Source organism: Sphingobacterium sp. UBA5639 (genome assembly GCF_002421245.1).
In the GTDB taxonomy this organism is placed as follows: domain Bacteria; phylum Bacteroidota; class Bacteroidia; order Sphingobacteriales; family Sphingobacteriaceae; genus Sphingobacterium; species Sphingobacterium multivorum.
Genome location: NZ_DIJR01000014.1, coordinates 44,666 through 58,699 on the forward strand (window position 1 = coordinate 44,666; position 14,034 = coordinate 58,699).

The window sequence follows — 14,034 nt, forward strand, 5'->3', positions numbered from 1 at the left end:
TTCAATTTGTTGTTTGACAATTAAAATTACATTGTTTTTTTGCTTAAATCGTAATCTACCCGAACATGGTAGATGCTTTTGAGCATTGCCTTAAAAATAACTGCCGATTCAGTGATATCTTTTAGCGTAATGTTACTATTATTGAACTGTCCCCGCATCAATTTATGTTCAATAATCTTATCGACAAGATTATTGATAGACTCTTCCGATGGTTCTTTTAACGCACGGGATGCGGCTTCGACCGAATCTGCCATCATGAGTACGGCTGTTTCCTTTGAAAAAGGAATAGGGCCGGGGTAGGTAAATAAAGACTCATCCACCAGTTTGTCGGGATTGTTCTTGACAAAAACGTTATAAAAATAGTCAACACGCGTCGTTCCGTGGTGTGTGCGGATAAAATCAAGGATCACGTCGGGCAATTGATGTTTTTTGGCAATATCGACCCCTTTGATGACATGTGATATAATAATCTGCGCACTTTGTTCCGGTGAAAGCTCGTCATGCGGATTTTTTTCTGTCTTCTGATTCTCGATGAAAAATTGAGGGTTTGTCAATTTTCCGATATCGTGGTATAGGGCTCCGGCGCGGACCAACAGTGGATTCCCGCCGATTTTGTAGATAGCGGCTTCCGCTAGATTAGCCACCTGTAGGGAGTGCTGAAAGGTTCCCGGAGCTTTAAAAGAAAGTTCCCGCAATAATTTGGAATTACTATTGGTAAGTTCCATGAGTGTGAGATCAGAGACAATACCAAACAACTTTTCGAATGCATAGATCATCGGATAAGCCAATAAGGTGATCATTACGCTTACGAAAAAGGGAAGAAGGTCAGACCAGTAAATGGTGTCTATTGATCCGTTTCTTGTGACGACCAAGCCGATATAAGCAATCCAATAGGTACCGAGGATGATAGCCGAGGAAATGAACAGCTGCTCCCGTTTGACCAATGTTTTAATACTATAGATTGCGACGATTCCCGCCATAAATTGCAGGAAGACAAACTCAAAACTATTTGGTACAAAAAGACCCGCCAGCAGTACCATCAACAGATGGATGTTGAGTGCAACCCGTGTATCAAAAAGAATACGGATTATAATAGGGACAGCACAAAACGGCATATAGTAGAGATTCGGTATCTTGATTTTAATGGCCCAGGATAGGACGCCGAGCATACCTATAATGACAATCATGATAATGACCAGCAATCTATTGTTGAAATAGATGTCCTTGCGGAAAAGAAAAAGGAAAACCATTAGAATTGAAAGGGCGAGCGAGATGATTAGAAATTGCCCTAATGTCACATAATTTTGATTACCACTGATCTTGCCTTCATCTTCGTATACCTTCCGGAGCGATTCGAGTTTCTGGTAAGTTTCATTGGAAATTATTTTTTCTTTTTCGGCGATCAGTTCGCCTTTTTGGACTACACCCCGTGTCGCTGAAATATTAGCAATGGCATTCTGTTCCAAGGCCTCCGTCTGCTGGTCGTTATAAATATAGTTAATGGTAATATAGTTTTTTAAAGTCTCCTCGAGCCAGCTCTTTTGTTTTATTTTGGTCAATTTGGGCATGATCTCATCCATGTAACCATAGGAGCTTTCGATGGTGTAACAGTCGGCCGTGTTTTTTTGACTGGCAACTTTGTCCTGGATCAGTGTGAAATTGTAATGCTTGGAAGCTGGAGATTTGTCATTGCTGCGGTTCTGAAACCGATTGTTCAATGAAAGGATGCCTTTACCATAGAGATGGCTTAAGATGGCATTGCCGGCATTTCTATAATCCGCAATATTCTCATGTGTTGTATCCAGCTTGCTGCTTTGCCATTTTTCGGCCAAATCGGTATTGAACTGATCAATTTGCTCTTTGCTTGTCGTCGTATTGGCATTATAAATCGGTTGAATCGTGTTCAAGATACTTTTCTTGTCCGCATTCAATTCTTCCTGCGTTTTTAATATGGCAAAATTATAAGGTGATATCAGATTCTCATGATTCCATACTTTTCCCTTTTGGAATTCATAGCGAAAACGAGGCTGTTTGGGAAGGAATATACAGATCAGAATAATAGTGATAAGTATTAATCCAATTTTTCGGACGAGGTTCTCCGTTGTATTTAATTCTCTTTTGTACTTTATTTTTAGTCTTCCCACTGTGAGCTATATTTTTAATATAATGTTAATATACAAATGTAGTTATAATTTATTTTCTGCAGCTTCTGCCAATTGTCGTTTGTAGGTATTAAATCGGGTAAATGCTGTGATGAACAAAAAATACTTGTTATCTTTGCAAAAAAAATACAACATGTCAACAAAATCACATCTAATTGCACCATCCGTTCTTGCTGCAGACTTTGCAAAATTATACGATGATATTATCATGGTAAACAACAGTGAGGCAGATTGGTTTCATATTGATATTATGGACGGGGTTTTCGTTCCAAATATCTCTTTTGGATTTCCAGTTATGCAGGCTATTGCAAAACATGCTGCTAAACCTTTGGATGTACATTTGATGATTGTTGACCCCGATCGTTATCTGCAAGTATGTAAAGATTCGGGTGCTGAGATCATTACAGTGCACTACGAAGCATGTACACATTTGCATCGTACAATAGCTGCTATAAAAGAATTGGGATGTAAAGCTGGTGTCGCATTGAATCCACATACACCGGTTGCTCTATTAAAAGATGTTCTTGCAGATTTAGACTTGGTGTGTATCATGTCTGTTAATCCAGGGTTCGGTGGTCAGAAATTTATTCCGAATACCTACGCCAAGGTGCAGGAACTAAGGACGATGGCACAGGGCGTGAATAATGGACTGCTGATTGAAATCGATGGAGGAGTAACGACTGCGAATGCAGCACAGTTATTGAAAGCGGGAGCAGATGTGCTGGTGGCAGGTTCATTTGTCTTCAACGCGACAGATCCTTTGGAAACTGTGAAAGCATTAAAAGACATTGATATAACTGTAGAAAGTATATTAAAGGAAAAGGTGATTTGATAATATAAATCACCTTTTTTTTTGAAAGAAATAAATGCAAAATAGTGGATTGCAAAGAAAGATGGCGGGATTGCATAAGTTCTGTTTAGAACAATTCCAAATTGATTTAAATAAATGGAATGCATGCGTTTAAAGTTGGATTTTCACTATTTTTGTAATTAGTCATACAAGTTGATTTACGACAAATGAATCAACTTCAAAACATGAAGTGGAAGGGTTAATTTGTGATTTGTTAGGGGGACCCGATAGATGGCGTATTAGCTTAATTATATAACAGACATGGTGGCGTAGAAAGATAATGTGTTTTTATGCTGCCCATAAAATAGAAAGATAGATATCTATGAGTATTTACAACGATTACGTACAAGAGGTTGTAGAACGAGAAGGCCAAGGATTACATCCTAAGCCTATTGATGGAGCAGAATTACTAAGTGAGGTAATTGCTCAGATTAAAGATTTAAACAATGAAAATAGAGCTGAATCTTTAAGATTGTTTATTTACAACACGTTGCCGGGTACTACGCCTGCAGCGGGTGTTAAAGCACAATTTCTGAAGGAAATTATTTTGGGTCAATCAGTTGTTGCTGAAATTACACCTGATTTTGCTTTTGAATTGTTGTCACATATGAAGGGTGGTCCTTCGATCAGGGTCTTATTGGACCTGGCTTTGGGCACAGACCTAGCTATTGCAAAACAGGCGGCTGAGGTTCTTAAAACACAAGTTTTCTTATACGACGCAGATACTGCTCGTTTGAAAGAAGCTTTTGAGCAAGGCAATGAAGTTGCGAAAGATATTTTAGAAAGCTATGCAAAAGCAGAGTTTTTTACGAAACTGCCTGAGGTTGCTGAGGAAATTCAAGTGGTTACTTTTATCGCTGGTGAAGGTGATATCTCGACAGATTTATTGTCGCCAGGTAACCAGGCACACTCGCGTTCAGATCGTGAATTACATGGAAAATGTATGATCACACCTGAAGCACAGCAACAGATCGTTGAATTACAGGCGCAACACCCTGGTAAAAGCGTTATGTTAATTGCTGAGAAAGGAACAATGGGAGTGGGGTCATCTCGTATGTCGGGTGTAAACAACGTTGCACTATGGACCGGTAAACAAGCGAGCCCTTACGTTCCTTTTGTCAACATTGCACCAATTGTTGGTGGTACGAATGGTATCTCCCCAATTTTCTTGACAACAGTGGACGTAACCGGAGGTATCGGTATAGACCTTAAAAACTGGGTGAAGAAAGTGGATGAAAATGGTAACGTAATCCGTAATGAGAAAAACGAGCCAATTCTTGAAGAAGCTTATTCTGTTGCTACAGGTACTGTCTTAACAATTAATACCAAGACTAAAAAATTATATAACGGCGAGCAGGAGCTAATCGATATTTCGAAAGCTTTGACTCCTCAAAAAATGGAATTTATTAAAGCAGGTGGTTCTTATGCTATTGTCTTTGGTAAAAAGATCCAAACTTTTGCAGCGGAAACTTTAGGTATTCAAGCGCCAGCAGTATTTGCCCCTTCAAAAGAAATTACAATTGAAGGCCAGGGTCTAACGGCAGTGGAGAAAATCTTCAATAAAAATGCGGTAGGTGTAACGCCAGGTAAGGTATTACATGCTGGTTCTGACGTGCGTGTGAAGGTGAATATCGTTGGCTCGCAAGATACGACAGGTTTGATGACTGCGCAGGAGTTAGAGGCGATGGCTGCTACAGTAATTTCGCCTACAGTAGACGGGGCTTATCAATCAGGTTGTCATACTGCATCGGTATGGGATAAAAAAGCACAAGCCAATATTCCTAAATTGATGAAATTTATGAATGATTTTGGATTGATCACAGCACGCGACCCTCAAGGGGTGTATCATTCGATGACGGACGTTATTCATAAGGTATTAAATGATATTACCATCGATGAGTGGGCAATCATTATCGGAGGTGATTCACATACCCGTATGTCTAAGGGTGTTGCTTTTGGTGCTGACTCCGGTACGGTGGCGCTAGCTTTAGCGACAGGTGAAGCTTCTATGCCAATTCCTGAATCGGTCAAAGTTACGTTTAAAGGCAGTATGAAAGAACACATGGATTTCCGTGATGTGGTTCATGCGACACAAGCGCAGATGTTGCAACAGTTTGCTGGTGAAAATGTGTTCCAAGGTCGAATTATTGAGGTTCATATCGGTACGCTTTTAGCGGATCAGGCATTTACTTTTACAGACTGGACTGCAGAAATGAAAGCGAAAGCTTCTATTTGTATTTCACAGGATAATACGCTGATCGAATCATTGGAAATCGCTAAAAACCGTATCCAGATTATGATCGATAAAGGCATGGAAAACAAAAACAATGTTTTGCAGGGCTTAATTGACAAAGCGAACAAACGTATTGAGGAAATTAAATCTGGTGCTAAGCCTGCTTTAACTCCAGACACCAATGCGAAGTATTACGCTGAAGTTGTTATTGATCTGGATATTATCGAAGAACCGATGATCGCCGACCCGGATGTGAATAATGCAGATGTTTCGAAACGTTATACACACGATACAATTCGCGATCTTTCTTACTATGGTGGAAACAAAAAGGTGGATTTAGGTTTCGTCGGTTCTTGTATGGTTCACAAAGACGATTTGAAGATCGTATCGAAGATGTTGAAAAACATTGAACAGCAAAAAGGTGTTGTTACGTTTGAAGCGCCTTTGGTCGTTGCAGCGCCAACATACAATATCATTGATGAGCTAAAAGCGGAAGGCGATTGGGAATTCTTACAAAAGTACTCTGGATTTGAATTTAGCGATGCTTTACCAAAAAGTACTGCGCGTACTGAATACGAGAATATTATGTATTTGGAGCGTCCTGGTTGTAACCTTTGTATGGGTAACCAGGAGAAAGCAGCTAAAGGTGACACGGTAATGGCTACGTCAACCCGTTTATTCCAAGGACGTGTCGTTGAAGACAGAGATGGTAAAAAAGGGGAGTCTTTATTAGCATCAACTCCGGTTGTTGTTCTTTCAGCGATTTTGGGCCGGATTCCGAATATTGAAGAATATAAAGCTGCTGTGGAAGGCATTAACTTAACGAAGTTTGCGCCTATTCCAACAAAATAATTAGTGATAGGGTTTAGTAACTTAATTAAACAACATAAATTAGAGAGATATGGCTTTTGATATAGATATGATTAAAAAGGTCTATAGCCAATATGATGAGCGCATTTCTGCTGCTCGTCAGGTGGTTAACAAACCTTTGACTTTATCTGAGAAAATTTTGTATGCCCACCTTTGGGATGGCAATGCTACTGAGGATTACAAACGTGGCGTTTCTTACGTTGATTTTGCTCCAGATCGCGTTGCTATGCAGGATGCAACTGCACAGATGGCATTATTGCAATTTATGCAAGCTGGGCGTCCAAAGGTAGCGGTTCCTTCTACTGTACACTGTGATCACCTGATTCAGGCGAAAGAGGGTGCGGATAAAGATTTGGCTCGTGCTAAAAGCGAAAGTTCTGAAGTATTCAACTTTTTGAGTTCTGTATCCAATAAATATGGTATCGGTTTTTGGAAACCCGGAGCTGGTATTATTCACCAAGTCGTTTTGGAAAACTATGCGTTTCCAGGCGGTATGATGATCGGTACAGACTCGCATACGGTGAATGCCGGTGGTTTAGGTATGGTTGCGATCGGTGTGGGTGGTGCTGATGCGTGTGATGTGATGGCAGGTTTACCTTGGGAACTTAAATTCCCGAAACTGATCGGTGTAAAATTAACGGGTAAGTTGAGTGGATGGGCGGCAGCAAAAGATGTGATCCTCAAAGTCGCGGGTATTTTGACTGTAAAGGGTGGAACTGGTGCCATTGTCGAGTATTTTGGCGAAGGTGCGGAGTCGCTATCGTGTACAGGTAAGGGAACCATCTGTAACATGGGTGCTGAAATTGGTGCAACAACCTCAACTTTCGGTTATGACGAATCGATGGAACGTTATCTGCGCGCTACGGGTCGTGCCGAAGTAGCTGATGCGGCCAATGCTATAAAACAGCATTTGACTGCGGATGCTGAGGTCTATGCTGACCCAGAACAATATTTTGATCAGTTAATTGAAATCAATCTGTCTGAATTAGAGCCTTCTCTAAACGGTCCTTTTACGCCAGATTTGTATACTCCGGTTTCACGCATGCGTGAAGAAGCAACGAAAAATGGCTGGCCTCTGCAAGTTGAATGGGGATTGATCGGTTCATGTACAAACTCTTCCTATGAAGACTTGTCACGTGCGGCTTCTATTGCAAGACAGGCTGTTGATAAAGGGCTTATCACAAAAGCTGAATTCGGTATTAATCCAGGGTCAGAGCAAGTGCGTTTTACGGCTGATCGCGATGGTTTGCTGAAAACTTTTGAAGATCTCAATGCGACAATTTTTACAAATGCATGTGGTCCATGTATCGGTATGTGGGAGCGTGTAGGGGCCGATAAACAAGAGAAAAATACAATCGTTCATTCTTTCAATCGTAACTTTGCAAAACGTGCAGATGGTAATCCAAATACCTATGCATTTGTTGCATCGCCAGAATTGGTAGCTGCAATTGCAATTTCTGGTGATTTGGGTTTCAATCCGGTAACTGATACCTTGATAAACAACAAGGGTGAACAAGTGAAGCTGGATCCACCTGTGGGGGATGAGTTGCCAACAAAGGGATTTGCGGTAGATGACCCAGGGTACCAAGCGCCAGCTGCTGATGGTAGTTCGGTGGTGGTTGATGTAGCACCTACTTCTGATCGTCTTCAATTGTTGGAGCCTTTTGCTCCATGGGAAGGTACAGATTTGAAAGGGTTGAAACTATTGATTAAGGCGAAAGGTAAATGTACTACTGACCATATTTCTATGGCTGGTCCTTGGTTGAAATACCGTGGTCACTTGGATAATATCTCAAATAACATGTTGATTGGCGCCTTGAATTTCTTCAATGAGAAGACTGATAGCGTTAAAAATCAACTTACAGGCGAATATGGTCCTGTTCCTGCAACACAGCGGGACTATAAAGCACACGGTATTGGTTCAATTGTGGTCGGTGATGAAAACTACGGTGAAGGTTCTTCCCGCGAGCATGCTGCGATGGAACCTCGTCATTTAGGTGTTCGTGCTGTTTTAGTTAAGTCTTTTGCCCGTATTCACGAAACAAACCTGAAAAAACAAGGTATGTTGGGATTAACGTTTGCAAATAAAGACGATTATAACAAGATTCAGGAGAATGATACCATTGATATTATCGGTCTGACAGAATTTGCTCCAGGTAAACCATTAACGCTTGTGTTACATCATGCTGATGGTACTTCGGAAGAGATTTTGGCGAATCATACCTACAATGCGCAACAAATCGAGTGGTTTAAAGCCGGTGGAGCTTTGAATATCATCCGCAAAAATCAAGGATAATAATTCTTTAGAAATAAAATGAAAAGCTGCTTTCCTGGAAATGGGAAGCAGCTTTTTTTTGAAAGTGTCTGATGTTATTCGACAGAAAGAACTTGCTAGTTTGCTTTAACTGCTCTCGGTGCTTGAGAAGTCAAGAAGGTTTGTTTTTTAAATCGAATGACATTTCTGTGATCTTCGTCATATTTTACCAATTTCCACTGTTTTTATTTGCTTATAAAATAGAATGCCGGTACTTTTGCCCAACGTTTTTAGCACCGATATGAGAAAAATATTTTTAACGATTGGAGCACTTGCACTAAGTGTTTCTGCCTTATTTGCCCAAGAAAATCCTGAGATAGGAAAAAGCATTTTCAAACCGAAAAATTTGAGAACAGAGAGTAACAAGGGCAAATTCTTCTTCTTTTGGGGGTACAACTTCTCTTCTTACGCGAAATCAGATATTCATTTTACGGGACCTAATTATGATTTTATTCTGCATGATGTAAAAGCGGGTGACAGGCCAACTAAATTTGGTTCAACGTATTTTGATCCAAGCAGACTGACTATTCCGCAATTTAATCTGCACTTTGGTTATTATATCAAGGATAATTATTCCATTTCATTGGGATGGGACCATATGAAATATGTGGTCGATATTCCGCAACAGGTGAAAATTTCGGGTTTTATCGGTGAAGAGATTTCTAACCCTGGTATTCCGACAGGAAATCGCGCTGGTCAATATAACGGTGAATTGATTACTGTAGACTCCGCCATGCTGACATTTGAACACACCGATGGCTATAACTTTGCCTCAGTAGGGCTAGAGCGTTATGACGACATCATCAATAACCGCAAGGGTCAACAGGTATTGACGATGGAATCGGGTGTGGATGTAGGCTTATTGATTCCTCGTTCCGACGTACATCTTTTTGGTGAAGGAGCCAACCATTTTTGGAACATTGCAGGGTATGGCGCTTCGGCAAAAGTTGGTTTGCACTACCGTTTTTATAAAGGACTCTATCTTCAGGGGAATTTCAAAACGGGCTGGACTGATTTAACAAACATTCGTACAACTGGAAGAAGAGGCGTAGATAAAGCCTCTCAACAAATATGGTTTTTTGAAAATTACTGGGCTTTGGGCTTTAGGTTTTAAAATATATTCGATACAAAAAAGGCTACTTTAAAGTAGCCTTTTTTGTATATTCTTTTTATATCCTATTTCATCTTCTATAAACGTCTCAGCTAAATGTCGCTCAGTTTGAAAATATCCTTTACCCGAATACCTTTTTCAGTACGCTGAAGTGTACAGCATTCATGTATCGGATCGTGTTCGAAAAATAAGATGTATTCATTATCGACGATCTCATTCCAATAGCTGTTGCGTTCCTCCATGGTCACGAGAGGTCTAACATCATAGCTCATAACATAAGGAATGGGGATATGTCCCACCGATGGCAATAGATCCGCCATATAGAGGATCGTTTTGCCTTTATACAGTATCTGAGGCAGCATCATCGCTTCTGTATGACCGTGTGCATAACGGATAGCAATATTGCTTCCGAAAGGATTTTGGTGATCTTCGACAAATTTTAATTGCCCACTCTCTTGTATTGGTAAAATGTTCTCTTTTAAGAAAGAAGCTTTTTCGCGTGGATTAGGATCGGTAGCCCAAGACCAATGGTCGCTATTGCTCCAAAAATGAGCATTTTTAAAAGCCGGAACGAGTTGTTCACCTTGGCGGGCGATAGCGCCACCACAATGATCGAAATGCAGGTGTGTAAGGATGACATCGGTGATATCACTTCTGTCAAACCCACTATTTTTTAATGATTTATCCAGCGTTGCATCGCCATGAAGATAATAATAGCTGAAGAATTTTTCATTTTGTTTGTCTCCCAATCCTGTATCGACCAGCATTAAACGATTACTGTCCTCGATGAGGAGCAGGCGGTTTCCCCAGGTACACATATTGTTTGAGTCGGCCGGGTTTGTTTTGTTCCAGATACTCTTGGGGACAACGCCAAACATTGCACCGCCATCAAGTTTGAAAAATCCCGTTTCTATGGCATGTAATTTCATTCGCAGATGATATGTCTTTTAATGATCTGTTTTTACCTTATTAATATTTGTAAAGCTTGGAACAATTTACGAAAAATATGTGATATTTTTTGATGGTGATAAATTGATGTGCTAAAAAAATATGCTAAAAAGTTTAATTTTTTTTACCTCTATAAGTTGCTGTTAATGAGTGTTTTGTTTTTGTGTTTTTTGTACAATAAGCTTGATTTTTAGGTAATTAAGTTTTGTTTTTAGCGAAAAATGCCTTTAAATTTGGGCACATTTTAAAACAAACAAAAAATATGAAAAAGGGTAACATTGGAAACGCGCCTGATTTGAAATATTTAAAAATTGATAGTACAAAAAATGTATTTTATCAATTGCCTGTTTCTGAATTGGTCGAACATGCCTTAGCAAATCACGAAGGTCGACTTTCTGATACGGGAGCGCTAGCTGCTGATACAGGGAAATTTACTGGAAGATCGCCAAAAGATCGGTTTCTGGTCGAAGATTCTTTAACTAAAGATAGCGTTTGGTGGGGAGAGATCAATCAACGAATGTCTCCGGCTAATTTCGAAGCACTACTCTCGAAAGTAGCGGCTCACTTAAGTGATCAAATCATCTATGTAAGAGATTGTGCTGCAGGGGCTGATCCAGCTTATCAAATAGATTTACGTGTTGTTACGGAAACAGCTTATCAAAGTATATTTGCCAATAACCTGTTTCTACGGCCGGAGCCAAATCCAGATGCCCAGCCAGCCTGGTCGATTTTAGCCGCTCCGACGCTGCTTATCGATGAGCCGCATCAATATGGCATTATCAACGAAAATTTTGTCGCGATTGACTTTACAAAAAAGATAGTACTGATTGCAGGGACCGGTTACACGGGGGAGATTAAAAAGAGCATTTTTTCAATATTGAACTTTATTTTGCCATTCCAGCATAATGTGCTTTCTATGCACTGCTCGGCGAACACTTCGAAGGAAGGGGAGACAGCGTTATTTTTCGGACTTTCAGGTACAGGGAAAACGACCCTGTCGGCTGATAGAAACAGAAAGTTGATTGGTGATGATGAGCATGGATGGAGCGAAAGGGGAATATTCAATTTCGAAGGCGGCTGCTACGCCAAATGTGTAGGGTTGTCAGAAGACAAAGAACCTGAGATCTTTCACGCAATTCGTTTTGGGGCTCTCCTTGAAAATGTTGTGTTGGATGAATTTGATCGACCTGATTATAACGATATTAGCAAGACAGAGAATACGAGGGTATCCTATCCCATCGATTTTATGGAAAATGCCGAAATAAATGGAATTGGCAATGAACCAGAAAATATTTTTTTCCTTACAGCAGATGCTTTTGGTGTACTTCCTCCCATTTCATTGTTGACCACCGATCAGGCGGTATATCATTTTGTCAGTGGTTATACAGCAAAGGTTGCCGGTACAGAGGTCGGGATAAAGGAGCCTACAGCAGCATTTTCAACCTGTTTTGGACAGGCATTTTTACCGCTCCATCCTTCAAAATATGCGGCCTTGCTGCGTTCGAAACTAGAGCAAAATCGTAACATCAAAGTTTGGCTAGTGAATACAGGCTGGATTGCTGGTCCTTACGGAATAGGTAGACGTATTAAGCTGAATTATACACGATCGCTAATTCGCGCGGCCATGGACGGTTCACTACTGGAATCTCAGTTTAATAAGCATGATATTTTTGGATTGGAATATCCAACGAGCTGTGGAGAGCATGTTCCTGCACAAATTTTAGATGCACGCGGTTTATGGAACAATGATGAGGCTTATGACATGCAAGCAAAACGCTTGGCGAAGCTGTTCATTTCGAATTTTGAAAAATTCAATAATGAAATGCCGGACTCCGTGCTGGCCGCAGGACCTAAAATCGAAACTACGATACTTGTATCTTAATTCGTTTTAATATTATAAAAAAACAGGAGGAAATACTTTTCCTCCTGTTTTTTTATAATGATACCTTACCAGACCGACAGTCATTTAGTCGTGTTTTGTAACGAAAGAATCTATTTTTTCCTGCTCACTTCCAACAAGCGCATTGATAATCAGTTTGAAGGACGCTAAGCGGGCCTTTTTCTTGTTATCTTTGGTAATTTCTAACCAAGGCGATTTTTTGGTGCTTGTCTTTTTAAATAAATCTTCAATATAACCCGTATAAACATCCCATTTCTCCTGCGCCTGCTCGTCCAGCACACCGATTTTCCATTGTTTTAGGATATCTTCTTTTCGCTCTTTTAATCTTTCGGCCTGCTCTTCTTTGCTGATATTCAGGAATAATTTGATAAGGATGATGCCATCGTCGATTAACTGCTTCTCAAATTCAGGAACTTGGTTCATAAACAGCTCGTGCTGTTCCTTGGTGCAAAATCCAAATACTGGTTCAACAACAGCTCTGTTATACCAGCTGCGGTCGAAAATCACAATTTCCCCAGCATTGGGGAGCTGTTTGATATATCGTTGAAAATACCATTGTCCAGCTTCCTCCTCGGTTGGTTTAGGCAATGCAACAACGCGCACCTTTTTGGGATTCAGGTATTGGGTTACACGGCCAATTGTACCGCCTTTACCCGCAGCGTCCCTGCCTTCAAAAATAATCAGTACTCGTTTTCCTTTTTCAATGATTTCATATTGAAGTTTTAAGAGCTTGACTTGGAGCTCGTAAAGCTCCTTTTCATAATCGTAAACATCATTGAATTTTTTTATCTCCAGAATGCCATGCTGTTCCAGATAGTTTAAAACATCTTTGTTTTCGTAGATCTTCTGAAGTTCATTTAAATCGTATTCTGCCATATGCTATTGATTTATACGTTCGTTTTCCTAAAGTTACTTATTGAATTGTTAAAAAACGTCAAATTTCATATAATTCCGAATGGGATGTGTAATAATAAGCTCTTCACTTACGTTTAGAATTCTAAACAGCAAAAAAGGCTGTTTGCATAAATAAGACTTTTCATAAATTTAGGTTAATAATTGGTTAGGTTAGCTCGGAGTTCCCCACTTCGAGCTTTTTTGTCGGATGGGGGATCGCTTCAAGAGTACGAAAAAATACGATTCTGTTCCCGCTTAATTGAGCTGATCCTCCGTTTATTCTAAATGTTAAAAAATGTTAAATGGCATCTATTCTTATAATGAATTCAAAAATGCGACGTTTTCATTACAAATACTTTTCATAAAATAGGTTAATATATGGCTAACGAAAGCTCAGAGTTCCCCACTCTGGGCTTTTTATTTTTCAGGTCCCATTTTCGACTTAAAGGCTTTTTTTGACTTAAGTCAATGTTAGCTTTTTGATCCGTAGCATATTTGTACTCGAAATATAGTTGTGTGGGGGGGGCAGTCATAAAAAAGTTGCATTACAGATGCGTGGTACAGCACTTGGAGCTTGTGTTGCATTGGTGGATTTGCCTCTACGAATGGCAGGGGCATTGGCGGGATTAGTAGCGGGCCCGTTTGGTTATCAGTCGGTTTATTTATTGGGGGAATCAGCTGTCTGCTCGCTATCCTTATATTGATCTGCGACATGAAATAAGCTCAGAGCAATTCACTGTTTGTTGCAGTAA

9 protein-coding genes are annotated in these 14,034 nt (G+C 40.1%); 6 read left to right on the forward strand and 3 right to left on the reverse strand.

The features are described 5' to 3' along the window. Positions 1 to 26: 26 nt before the first annotated feature. The gene (locus B4Z90_RS10045; protein ID WP_046672874.1) at positions 27 to 2,144 is read right to left on the reverse strand and encodes an HD family phosphohydrolase; all 2,118 of its coding nucleotides are present in this window, start codon (positions 2,142 to 2,144) and stop codon (positions 27 to 29) included. A gap of 151 nt (positions 2,145 to 2,295) precedes the next feature. Between B4Z90_RS10045 and rpe the strand changes: the two genes are divergently transcribed. The 4 genes from rpe to B4Z90_RS10065 all read left to right on the forward strand — a co-directional run bounded on the left by rpe (position 2,296) and on the right by B4Z90_RS10065 (position 9,543). Beyond that, complete coding sequence (gene rpe / locus B4Z90_RS10050) at positions 2,296 to 2,994, forward strand: ribulose-phosphate 3-epimerase (protein ID WP_112376372.1); 699 nt, start codon at positions 2,296 to 2,298, stop codon at positions 2,992 to 2,994. Positions 2,995 to 3,334: 340 nt separating this feature from the next. Next, positions 3,335 to 6,097: a bifunctional aconitate hydratase 2/2-methylisocitrate dehydratase gene (locus B4Z90_RS10055; RefSeq protein WP_070561104.1), complete on the forward strand. Its 2,763-nt coding sequence runs from the start codon at positions 3,335 to 3,337 to the stop codon at positions 6,095 to 6,097. Positions 6,098 to 6,146: 49 nt separating this feature from the next. Beyond that, on the forward strand, positions 6,147 to 8,411 hold the full coding sequence (locus B4Z90_RS10060) for an aconitate hydratase (protein ID WP_286802106.1): 2,265 nt from the start codon (positions 6,147 to 6,149) through the stop codon (positions 8,409 to 8,411). A gap of 259 nt (positions 8,412 to 8,670) precedes the next feature. Beyond that, on the forward strand, positions 8,671 to 9,543 hold the full coding sequence (locus B4Z90_RS10065; RefSeq protein ID WP_046672928.1) for a hypothetical protein: 873 nt from the start codon (positions 8,671 to 8,673) through the stop codon (positions 9,541 to 9,543). A gap of 89 nt (positions 9,544 to 9,632) precedes the next feature. On the opposite strand, the gene B4Z90_RS10070 is transcribed toward B4Z90_RS10065, so the two are convergent. Further along, entirely contained in the window at positions 9,633 to 10,469 is an 837-nt protein-coding gene (locus B4Z90_RS10070; RefSeq protein WP_112376373.1) for an MBL fold metallo-hydrolase, read from the reverse strand. 281 nt (positions 10,470 to 10,750) lie between these two features. Here B4Z90_RS10070 and pckA point away from each other — a divergent pair, with 281 nt between their 5' ends. Then, positions 10,751 to 12,370 carry a phosphoenolpyruvate carboxykinase (ATP) gene (gene pckA / locus B4Z90_RS10075; RefSeq protein ID WP_070561208.1) on the forward strand — a complete coding sequence of 540 codons (1,620 nt, stop codon included), beginning with the start codon at positions 10,751 to 10,753 and terminating at the stop codon, positions 12,368 to 12,370. A gap of 84 nt (positions 12,371 to 12,454) precedes the next feature. Here pckA and ppk2 read toward each other — a convergent pair whose 3' ends face one another. Further along, positions 12,455 to 13,264, reverse strand: a complete 810-nt coding sequence (gene ppk2 / locus B4Z90_RS10080; RefSeq protein ID WP_046672869.1) for a polyphosphate kinase 2 — start codon at positions 13,262 to 13,264, stop codon at positions 12,455 to 12,457. Between the two features lie 569 nt (positions 13,265 to 13,833). On the opposite strand from ppk2, the gene B4Z90_RS10085 reads away from it, so the two are divergent. Continuing rightward, positions 13,834 to 13,986 carry a hypothetical protein gene (locus B4Z90_RS10085; RefSeq protein WP_286770847.1) on the forward strand — a complete coding sequence of 51 codons (153 nt, stop codon included), beginning with the start codon at positions 13,834 to 13,836 and terminating at the stop codon, positions 13,984 to 13,986. Positions 13,987 to 14,034 lie beyond the last annotated feature (48 nt).

Bases quoted from the DNA above. Each gene is read 5' to 3' on its own strand.
- rpe (WP_112376372.1), top strand. From the start codon at position 2,296: ATGTCAACAAAATCACATCTAATTGCACCATCCGTTCTTGCTGCAGAC.
- B4Z90_RS10055 (WP_070561104.1), top strand. From the start codon at position 3,335: ATGAGTATTTACAACGATTACGTACAAGAGGTTGTAGAACGAGAAGGC.
- B4Z90_RS10060 (WP_286802106.1), top strand. From the start codon at position 6,147: ATGGCTTTTGATATAGATATGATTAAAAAGGTCTATAGCCAATATGAT.
- B4Z90_RS10065 (WP_046672928.1), top strand. From the start codon at position 8,671: ATGAGAAAAATATTTTTAACGATTGGAGCACTTGCACTAAGTGTTTCT.
- B4Z90_RS10070 (WP_112376373.1), bottom strand. From the start codon at position 10,469: ATGAAATTACATGCCATAGAAACGGGATTTTTCAAACTTGATGGCGGT.
- pckA (WP_070561208.1), top strand. From the start codon at position 10,751: ATGAAAAAGGGTAACATTGGAAACGCGCCTGATTTGAAATATTTAAAA.
- ppk2 (WP_046672869.1), bottom strand. From the start codon at position 13,264: ATGGCAGAATACGATTTAAATGAACTTCAGAAGATCTACGAAAACAAA.
- B4Z90_RS10085 (WP_286770847.1), top strand. From the start codon at position 13,834: ATGCGTGGTACAGCACTTGGAGCTTGTGTTGCATTGGTGGATTTGCCT.